The sequence below is a fragment of the Pseudoalteromonas sp. BSi20439 genome (genome assembly GCF_000241165.1).
Taxonomy (GTDB): Bacteria; Pseudomonadota; Gammaproteobacteria; order Enterobacterales; family Alteromonadaceae; genus Pseudoalteromonas.
The window spans coordinates 1-10,448 of record NZ_BADW01000116.1 but is presented as its reverse complement, the minus strand read 5'-3'; the positions used below and the strand labels follow the sequence as shown (position 1 = coordinate 10,448).

Here is a 10,448-nt window from a genome sequence, read left to right as displayed (position 1 = left end):
CTTCTGGTACACTTTCTTCGACATAAAATATTTCCGACTATCTCCCTAATTTTTATTTATAAACTGCATTGTTAGATTGCTATTATTTAGTGTTAGTTTCTCGTATAATTTGCGCTATTAATTACACTGTAAATAAAGTGGTCGAGAACAATGAGTTTAGCTCAAACTATTATGCCAGAAGGCTATATTTTTCCTCCTAAGCCAGCCCCGTTAACACAAGACGAAAAAGGCGAATATAAAGCGCGAATAAAACAGTTACTGCAAGAAAAAAACGCGGTGCTTGTTGCTCATTATTACACTGATCCCGAAATTCAAGCACTTGCTGAAGAAACAGGCGGTTGTGTAGCCGATTCACTGGAAATGGCACGCTTTGGCGCTAGACACGAAGCCGACATGATCATCGTCGCGGGCGTACGTTTTATGGGTGAAACCGCTAAAATTTTAACCCCCAATAAAACTGTCGTTATGCCCACCCTTGAAGCAACCTGTTCATTAGACATTGGTTGCCCTGTTGATGAATTTTCAGCATTTTGTGATCAGCACCCAGACCGTAAAGTGGTAGTGTATGCTAATACCTCTACCGCGGTTAAAGCGCGTGCTGATTGGATTGTTACCTCATCGTGTGCACTTGAAATAGTAGAGCACTTAGATGAGCAAGGCGAAAAAATCATTTGGGGTCCAGATAAGCATTTAGGCAGTTATATTCAAAAGAATACTGGCGCCGATATGATCATGTGGAACGGCGCATGTATTGTACATGATGAGTTCAAAACCAAAGCGCTAAAAGACTTTAAAGTATTGCATCCAGATGCAGGCGTATTGGTGCATCCAGAATCACCGGCTGAAATTGTTGAACTCGCTGATGCTGTTGGCTCTACTAGCCAGCTTATTAAAGCAGCGCAAACTATGCCTAATAAAAAGTTTATTGTGGCGACCGATCGCGGTATCTTTTATAAAATGCAGCAACTATGCCCAGATAAAGAGTTTTTTGAAGCGCCAACGGCTGGTAGCGGCGCTACATGTAAAACTTGCGCTCACTGCCCTTGGATGGCAATGAACGGCTTACAAGCGATTGAGGAAGCACTGATTGATGCCAGCGGTAAAGAAGTGTTTGTTGATATGGATTTGCGTGAAGGCGCACTTAAATCATTAAATCGCATGCTAGACTTTACAGCCAATATGGCAAAATAATAAATAGCAATATAATGCATTAGATAAAGGCGATACTCAGGTATCGCCTTTTTATTTGTTTATGAGTAGTTAGTTTGATTATTGAGCAGTTAAAAGCATGATGTTAAAAAGGCCTTGCACCAAGCAAGTGTATTTCATACTATAGCGCGCTGTTGCAAAGCAACATTGTGGAGAGATGGCTGAGTGGCTGAAGGCGCACGCCTGGAAAGTGTGTTTAGGTTAATCCCTAACGAGGGTTCGAATCCCTCTCTCTCCACCATTATTCTATATCAGGGCGCCTCAAGGCGCCTTTTTTGTGCCTGTAATAAAGTTAAATTGATAGTGATAATTACATGTTTGTACCTATTTCATTGAGTTTAAACAAGTTTCATTAATTATGTAATTTATGTATTATGAGTAATTCTTCCATAAATGGATAATTAATGAAGAACATACTGCTCATTGTCACAGGTGCCAGCCCACAAGTATTAACCGAAACTCTTTTTGCGCTTTATCAGCAAGGTAAGCCAATGCCTGAAGAGGTTTTTGTTATTACTACAAAAAGCACCAAGGCTATGCTCACCGATGGATTATTTAAGCAGGGCCATTTAGCTAAACTAATAGCAGATTATAAACTTCCCAACATTAAACTCCCCGATGGAAACATATGGCTTATAGAAGACGATAATGGCCAACCTATTAATGATGCTAAATCTGAAATAGAACAGACCTACATGGCCGACTTTATTACACGTAAAGTATTTGAACTCACCAATAAGAACGATATCAGCATTCATGCATCTATTGCGGGTGGCCGTAAAACAATGGCGTTTTATTTAGGCTATGCCATGTCGTTGTTAGGGCGCGAGCAAGACTCACTTAGTCATGTATTTGTTAATGATGAATTTGAATTTGTCAGAGATTTTTACTACCCAACTCCCCACGACCATATTATTGACGGTAAAAACGGCACTCAAGTTAATTGTATAAATGCAAAGGTAACCCTTGCCGAAATTCCATTTGTGCGAATGCGCCAATCTATCGACGAAACACTCATTGCCAACATGCAAAGTGCATCATTTAGCCAAACAGTAGCAAGCTTAAACTCAGCGCATAAAAAAGATTTAACCTTAGAGGTAAACGCAAAAGCAAAAACACTCACCTTTGCGGGTGTCGAAATTAAACTTACCGCAAAAGAAACCGCCTTTTATTTATGGTTAAACCAATACAGCCAAAGTGAACATAAAAAGCTAGTGGTGAGTCGTGATTTTGAAGAGTCTTTGCGATACAGCAAAGAGTACCTCATACATTTACAGCAAAATAGCAGTGATTTACGTATATTTCGTGATACGTTTGGCATAGAGCCCGAAGATTTTAGAGACGGTTTACACAGTAATTTAAAAGTAATGGAAAAAACCTTTGTGCAACAAACGCGTAGCCGCATAAATAGTAAAATAAATAAGGTGTTACCAAACGAGCTTGCTAAAAAAGTAGCGATTGACTCTAATAACCAAAGTTCTGAAACAAGCTACTGGTTAAGCGCAGTAACACACAATATAAAAATAAATATAACGGCTTAATATTCTCAAGCTTGCAAACGCATAAAAATAATAACGCATGGTAAATTAGTTGATAAGGAAGTAATCAGGAATGAAGCAATCAATGAACTTTGAACACATTCAATCTAAGTGGCCAGAGCTACACCAGTTAGCCGCTTTTGCAGAAGAGTATGCGATTACCGATCCACAAAGCTCATTGGTTAAGCTGCGTTGCTTTGCCGAAAAAGTAGTAGGTTACTTATATAAAGAACTTAGTTTACCTGTTTTACCCACTTCTAACATTTTTGATAAACTTACCGCCGACCACTTTACCAGTACAGTTCCGCGTTTAATAACCGATAAGCTTCACGCCATACGTAAAAGTGGCAACCAAGCCGCCCATGAAGGCAAAGTTGACCAACAACAAGCTATTTGGATATTAAAAGAAAGCTACTTTGTAGCCTCATATTTGTTTATGGCTTTTGCCAATGGCACGCAACAAGAGTGCCCAGAGTTTAAAGCGCCTGAGCAAACACAGCCGACTAATCAAAGTGATGCCGAGTTTGCAAAAAAGAACAAGCAACTCACCAAGCAGCTAGCCGAAAATCAGGCCCGTTTAAAACGCGCACTCGACGAACTAGAAGCCGCAGAGCTTGCACAAAAACAAGCACAGCAGCAAGCAGCAAAACTAAAACAAACTATTGATGCAGAAAAGCTGGCTCAGGTTAAAACCCGCAATGAGCAAATTGTTAACTCTAGTTTTAACTTTAACGAAGACGAAACCCGTAAACGCATTATCGATTTAGATTTACGTAATGCTGGTTGGCACGTTGCACTTGACGACGAATCAACAGAAGACGTTGGCAAAGAAGTAAAAGTAACGGATCAACCTACAACAACAGGCGTAGGTTATGTTGATTACGTATTATGGGATGACGACGGTAAACCACTTGCGGTAATAGAGGCAAAACGCACTCGCGAAAATATCGAAAAAGGCCGCCAGCAAGCAACGCTTTATGCCAACGCGCTCGAAAAGCAATATGGCCAACGCCCTATTATTTTTTATTCAAACGGCTGGGATATAAAAATTCTCGACGACACGCAAGGCTATAATAGCCGTGGTTTATACGGTTACTACTCAAAAGATTCCCTACAGTACTTAATAAAGCAGCGCACACTTAAAAAAGATTTAAATAAAACGCCGATAGATACTGCTGTGGCAGGGCGTTTGTATCAAATGGAAACCATAACCCGAGTGTGTGAGCGCTTTAGCGATAAACACCGCAAAGCGCTTATTGTGCAAGCAACCGGCACAGGTAAAACACGCGTATCTATTGCCCTTGCCAAACGGCTGCTCGATGCAGGTTGGGCTAAGCGCGTACTATTTTTATGTGACCGAAAAGAACTACGTAAACAAGCGGGTAACGCCTTTACCGAATTCACCAAAGAGCCAGTGCATATTGTTGGTAAAAGCGCTAAAAACACAGCTGCCAGCGCGCGGGTATTTATAGCAACGTACCCGGGTATGCTACGCATAATGAACAAGTACGACGTAGGCTATTTTGACCTAATAGTAGCTGATGAATCGCACCGTTCAATTTACAATATTTATGGTGATATTTTTAAATACTTTGATGCACTCGAAGTAGGCTTAACCGCTACACCGGTTGAAATGGTATCGCGCTCAACGTGTGATTTGTTTGGTTGCGATTACAAACTACCCACAGCTAACTACCCACTCGAAGACGCGATAGAGCAAGGCAACTTAGTTCCTTACAAAATTGTAAGTTACACCACACAGTTTTTGCGCGAAGGCATTAAAAAAGACAACCTAACCGATGAGCAAATAGCCCAATTAGAAGAGCAAGGCATTGACCCTAACGAGCTCGACTTTGACGCAAAACAAATAGACGAAGCCATTAAAAATAAAGATACCAACAGGCTCATACTGCGTAACTTAATGGAAAAAGGTCTGCGCGATAAAGACGGCCAACTGCCTGGTAAAACAATCATATTCGCCCGTAACATAGCTCATGCCGAATTAATGGCCCAGTTATTTAGTGAGCTTTACCCGCAGCATGGTGCTAATTTTTGCCGCGTTATTCACTCAAAGTACGAACGGGCCGAAGAGCTAATAGACGATTTTAAATCAAGCGACGAAAACAGCATGCGCATAGCAGTGTCGGTCGATATGCTCGACACCGGCATAGACGTGCCTGAATGCGTAAACCTTGTATTTGCAAAACCTATAAAATCAAAAGTAAAGTTTTGGCAAATGATTGGCCGTGGCACACGCTTATGCGAAAACCTATACGGACCAGGGCAGCACAAAACTCACTTTTTAATATTCGATCACTGGGCAAACTTTGAATACTTCGACGAAAACCCAGAAGAAGACGACGTAAAACAAGCAAAATCGTTACTGCAAAAACTATTTGAAGCGCGGGTAACCCTTGCACAAACGGCCCTCAAAAAAGCCAACATGGATGTGTTTGAGCAAACAATTAAATTAATTCACGACGATATTTGCCTACTGCCAATGGAATCAATATCGGTGCGCGATAACTGGCTAGTGGTCGAAACCTATAAGGATTTTAAACGTCTTAATCAGTTTATCCCTGATGATGTACAAAAGTTACTCGAAGAAGTAGCGCCGCTTATGCAATGGCGTAACATAATGGGGCAAAGTGAAGCGTATAAGTTTGATTTAGAGCTAACCACTATCCAAACACTAATATTTACCGATGCAAACCAAATTGATTTAGCTAAACAAAGTGTAATGAACAAGGTTGAATCGCTTCAAATGCACCTAAACGAAGTGCGTAGCAAAGCACCTGCCATAGCAGAAATACAAACACAGCAATATTGGCAGTATTTAACCCATGCAGCACTTGAGCAAAGCCGCATTAATTTACGCAGTATTATTCACCTGCGTAATAAAAGCGTGAAGCCACCAACAAGTGATTTTGTACTTGATATAACTGAAGACGAAAACCAAATACACGAAGCCGACAGGCTTACAAAAATAGTCTCTATTGATTATCAAATATACCGCCAAGAGGTAGAAAAAACACTCACCCCGTTATTTGAAACCGACAGCGTACTTAAAAAAATTCGCAACGGCGAACAAGTAACCGAAGCCGACTTAGCGCAATTAAGCTCGTTAGTGCATACGCAAAACCCAAATGTTGATTTAAATACATTAAAAGAGTTTTTTCCTGAATCAACCGCGACGCTCGACAAAATATTGCGTACCATAGTCGGCATGGATAAAAACGCCATAGAGCAGAGCTTTACTACCTTTGTGCAGCAAATACACACTCATGTAAATGCTAAACAACAACGCTTTATTGGTATGTTAAAAAACCACCTGATTCGCCACGGCGCTATTGAAATAGCCCAGCTTTACGATGCGCCTTTTACACAAATACACGACATGGGGCTCGATGGCGTATTTAGCGAGCAACAAGCCGACGTAATTGAGCAATTTATTAAGCAGTTTGATGTAGAATTGGGCGATAAAAACCATACGGTAGATAAAGAAGTGAGGCTGTAAATGAGTAATGAGTTGGAGATTTACCAAAACGAAGATGGTAGTTTACAGCTAGCTGTTGCTTTACAACACGAGAGTCTTTGGTTATCTCAACTACAATTGGCCCAGTTATTTAATACGTCTACTGATAATATTAGTTTACACTTAAAAAATATTTATCAGTCAGGTGAACTTGATGAAAATGCAACTACCGAGGATTACTCGGTAGTTCGTCAAGAGGGTAAACGCCAAGTAAAACGTAAATTAAAACACTATAACCTTGATGCAATCATATCTGTGGGCTACCGCGTTAACTCAACCCAAGCAACACGCTTTCGCCAGTGGGCAACTAAAACATTAAAGCAGCATTTATTAAAAGGCTACACCTTAAATCAAGAGCGATTAGCACAAAACGCAACAGAGCTAGATAACGCATTACAACTCGTTAAACGAATTGCTGTTTTGCCACAAAACAGTGAATTTGGTGCAGGGCTTGTAGATATAATTGCCAGTTACACGCAAACCTTTTTATGGCTACAACAGTATGATGAAGGACTGCTTAATTCACCAAAAGGGGAGTTAGGCGGCGCACTTACACCACTTAATGATGCAAAAATCGCAATTTCACAGCTTAAGCAAAACCTTATAAACAAAGGTGAAGCCACCAAGCTATTTGCACAAGAGCGTAACAGCGGCCTAAATGCCATTTGGGGCGCTTTAGATCAAAGTGTATTTGGTGAGCCTGCCTACCCAAGCGTAGAAAGTAAAGCCGCGCATTTATTATATTTTGTTGTTAAAAACCACCCGTTTAGTGATGGCAATAAACGCACCGCAGCATTTTTATTTGTCGATTTTCTAAATCGAAATCAACGCCTGTTAAATGAGCATTATCAACCCGTAATAAACGATACAGGGTTAGCGGCTATTACTTTATTAGTAGCAGAGTCAAACCCTAAAGAAAAAGACACCATTATTCGCTTAATCGAAAATTTATTAAGCCAAAATTAAATAGCACAAAACGTAGGTTGGATAAGCCAGAGCGCCATCCGACGATGTTGGATAAGCCAAAGCGCTATCCGAGGATGCTGGATAAGTTAGAGCGCCATCCAACACCATGATATAAAATTTAATCAATATAATGAGCGCAATAAACCGCTCACACTAGGAAAACTATGATCACCGGACCTTTAAAAAGTAAAATAGATAAGCTATGGGAAGAATTTTGGACAGGCGGCATCACTAACCCGCTAACCGTAGTAGAGCAAATTACTTTTTTAATGTACGCCCGTATGCTCGACATGAACGAGCAAGCCGATGAAAAACGAAGTGCACGTACTAAGCAGCCGTTTAACCGCCGCTTTAACGACGATGAGCAACATATTCGTTGGCAAAACCTGCGCCATTTAGGCGCAGAAGAGCTATACAAACTGGTTAAAGATGAACTGTTTCCGTACTTTTCAAAAACCTCAGGCGATGTTTCGCCAGAAGGCGCGATATTTAACGAGTTTATGAAAGACGCGCAATTGATGATTCAAAAGCAAAGCCTATTGGTAAAAGCGGTTGAAATGGTAAACGACCTGCCGCTTGAAAACTCAGACACCAAAGGCGATTTATACGAATACTTGCTTAGCAAACTCAACACCGCAGGCATAAACGGCCAATTTAGAACGCCGCGCCACATTATACGCGCCATGGTCGAAATGATGGACCCAGATGTAACCAGCCAAATATGTGACCCATCAACCGGCACCGGTGGCTTTTTATCGGTAAGTTACGAATACCTATTGCAAAAATACACATCAGCCGAGGGCATAGAGCGCGAGCCCGTGCTTGATGTAGATGGTAACGTACAATGTGATGATAGCGGCAAACCGCTTGCAAACTTACTTTACTCAGGCGATTTAATAACCCCAGAGCAGCGCAGCCACATAGATGCTCACATGTTCAACGGCTTTGACTTTGACGCCACCATGCTACGCGTAGCCGCTATGAACTTAGTAATGCACGGCATTAAACAACCGGGCATTCATTATCAAGATACCCTAAGCCAAAATTTTAAAGAGCATTACCCGCAAAAGGCCAAAGAAGGGTACGACATAATACTCGCCAACCCGCCATTTAAAGGCAGCCTAGACGAAGAAGACGTATGCCCCGAGTTATTACGTAAAGTAAAAACTAAAAAAACCGAGCTGCTATTTGTCGCCCTTATTGAGCGCATGCTAAAAATAGGCGGGCAATCTGCGACTATCGTGCCCGACGGCGTATTATTTGGCTCATCAAAAGCGCACGTACAACTGCGCCAAATGCTGGTGGATAACAACCAGCTAGAAGCGGTAATTTCACTGCCAAGTGGCGTGTTTAAACCCTACGCCGGTGTTTCAACCGCCATACTTATATTTACCAAAGGCGGCAGCACCGACCACGTATGGTTTTACGACGTACAAGCCGACGGTTTTAGCTTGGATGACAAACGCACGCCAATAAAAGACAACGACTTACCAAGCCTAATTAGCGAATTTAAAACGCGCGATAAGTCACAAGCGACAAGTGATACTAACGATAAAACCCAAAAGGCGTTTTGGGTAAGTAAAGACGACATAGCCAGCAACAAATACGACCTGTCAATCAACCGCTATAAAGAAGTGGTATACGAAGAAGAAACGTACGATCCGCCAAAAGAGATTTTAGGTAAATTAGTGAGCTTAGAAAACGAAATTCTGACTGATTTAAAAGAGCTGGAGGGGATGTTGTGAGTTGGCCGTTGGTGAAATTGGGTGACATTTTTAAGATTACTTCGGGTGGTACTCCTTCACGGAAGAAAAAGGAATACTACGAAGGTGGAACTATACATTGGGTAAAAACAGGCGATTTACATCATAAATATGTTGAATCTGCATCAGAATTTATTACTCAAGAAGGACTAGATGGATCATCAACTAGATTATACCCTAAAGGAACTGTATTACTTGCGATGTATGGTGCCACAATCGGTGCATGTTCTATTTTGAATGTCGAAGCTTGTACAAATCAAGCATGTGCAGCTTTTACCCCTAACGAAAAAATCGATTTGGAGTATTTCTATTATTTAATGAAAGATTGCAAATCTGATTTTGTTAAAGCAGGTTCTGGAGGAGCACAACCAAATATATCGGCCTCATTTTTAAAAGAATTTGAAATCCCACTTCCCCCACTGGACGAGCAAAAACGAATCGCCGCGATTTTAGATAAAGCCGACACCATCCGCCGCAAACGCCAACAAGCCATCAAACTCGCCGACGACTTTCTACGCAGCGTATTCCTAGATATGTTTGGTGATCCTGTTACTAATCCAAAGGGCTGGGAAGTTAAGAGTTTAAAAGATATAGCAAAAATTCAAATTGGACCGTTTGGAACTCAACTGCATAAAGAAGATTATATTGAAGGCGGAATACCCTTAATAAACCCAACACATATTGTTAAGGGAAATATTGTCCCAAAAACGAATTTGTCAGTATCTAATGAAAAGCACGCGACTCTTTCTGAGTATCATTTGAAAGTTGGTGACATAATAATGGGGCGAAGAGGTGAAATGGGACGCTGTGCAATTGTTAATGAAAAAGAAGCTGGATGGATGTGTGGAACAGGGAGCTTGTATATTAGACCTAATAAAGCAGGTGTATTTTCAGAATATTTAAATAAATTACTTTCAAGCCAAGCGATTAAAAATCATCTGGAATCAGAATCGCAGGGAGCCACAATGCCCAATTTAAATAAAAATATTGTTGGGAATATCCAAATTCCTGTTCCAAGTGATGAAGTTTTAGATGACTTTACTCGACTAAAAGTGAAATTTCTCAAGTTGACAGAAACCTCGCAGAACTTTGCTAATGAAATGATTTTTGAGTCCTTAAGCCAAAAAGCCTTTGCTGGCGAACTATAATAGCGCTATTTATAAAAATAAGAACAAGGAAGTTAAATGATCGAACGTGAATTAAATAACATCATAACCGAGACTCAGCTTTTAAAACAAGCAGCTTACTTTTTGCGTAACGGCCGTACACCGGGTTATTTATTAATGTTGGATAAGCCGAAGGTGTCATCCAACGTTATTGGTTGTGCATTATAAATGTAATACGGCTTGAGGTGATGTTGCTTTGTTGGGTGGCGTGACTTCGTCACTTAACCAACCTACGTGTATTGACCTTACGTAGGTTGGATAAGCCGAAGGC

General features: G+C 40.9%; 7 protein-coding genes and 1 tRNA gene. All 8 read left to right on the top strand.

Annotation, left to right across the window (positions count from 1 at the left end; translation table 11 throughout):
* Positions 1 to 150: 150 nt before the first annotated feature.
* Positions 151 to 1,191, top strand: coding sequence for a quinolinate synthase NadA (gene nadA / locus P20439_RS10810; protein WP_008466811.1), 1,041 nt, complete (start codon positions 151 to 153; stop codon positions 1,189 to 1,191).
* A gap of 169 nt (positions 1,192 to 1,360) precedes the next feature.
* Positions 1,361 to 1,450 (top strand) — tRNA-Ser (locus P20439_RS10805).
* A gap of 163 nt (positions 1,451 to 1,613) precedes the next feature.
* Positions 1,614 to 2,750: a CRISPR-associated ring nuclease Csm6 gene (gene csm6 / locus P20439_RS10800; RefSeq protein ID WP_008466809.1), complete on the top strand. Its 1,137-nt coding sequence runs from the start codon at positions 1,614 to 1,616 to the stop codon at positions 2,748 to 2,750.
* A 70-nt stretch (positions 2,751 to 2,820) separates the two neighbouring features.
* Entirely contained in the window at positions 2,821 to 6,264 is a 3,444-nt protein-coding gene (locus P20439_RS10795) for a DEAD/DEAH box helicase family protein (RefSeq protein WP_008466808.1), read from the top strand.
* On the top strand, positions 6,265 to 7,248 hold the full coding sequence (gene rhuM / locus P20439_RS10790) for a virulence protein RhuM/Fic/DOC family protein (protein ID WP_008466806.1): 984 nt from the start codon (positions 6,265 to 6,267) through the stop codon (positions 7,246 to 7,248).
* A gap of 164 nt (positions 7,249 to 7,412) precedes the next feature.
* Positions 7,413 to 8,993: a class I SAM-dependent DNA methyltransferase gene (locus P20439_RS10785; protein ID WP_008466804.1), complete on the top strand. Its 1,581-nt coding sequence runs from the start codon at positions 7,413 to 7,415 to the stop codon at positions 8,991 to 8,993.
* Complete coding sequence (locus P20439_RS10780) at positions 8,990 to 10,159, top strand: restriction endonuclease subunit S (RefSeq protein WP_138956970.1); 1,170 nt, start codon at positions 8,990 to 8,992, stop codon at positions 10,157 to 10,159. Before P20439_RS10785 ends, P20439_RS10780 begins: the two co-directional genes overlap by 4 nt.
* A 36-nt stretch (positions 10,160 to 10,195) precedes the next feature.
* Entirely contained in the window at positions 10,196 to 10,345 is a 150-nt protein-coding gene (locus P20439_RS18625) for a hypothetical protein (protein WP_008466800.1), read from the top strand.
* Positions 10,346 to 10,448 lie beyond the last annotated feature (103 nt).

Bases quoted from the DNA above. Each gene is read 5' to 3' on its own strand.
- nadA (WP_008466811.1), top strand. From the start codon at position 151: ATGAGTTTAGCTCAAACTATTATGCCAGAAGGCTATATTTTTCCTCCT.
- csm6 (WP_008466809.1), top strand. From the start codon at position 1,614: ATGAAGAACATACTGCTCATTGTCACAGGTGCCAGCCCACAAGTATTA.
- P20439_RS10795 (WP_008466808.1), top strand. From the start codon at position 2,821: ATGAAGCAATCAATGAACTTTGAACACATTCAATCTAAGTGGCCAGAG.
- rhuM (WP_008466806.1), top strand. From the start codon at position 6,265: ATGAGTAATGAGTTGGAGATTTACCAAAACGAAGATGGTAGTTTACAG.
- P20439_RS10785 (WP_008466804.1), top strand. From the start codon at position 7,413: ATGATCACCGGACCTTTAAAAAGTAAAATAGATAAGCTATGGGAAGAA.
- P20439_RS18625 (WP_008466800.1), top strand. From the start codon at position 10,196: ATGATCGAACGTGAATTAAATAACATCATAACCGAGACTCAGCTTTTA.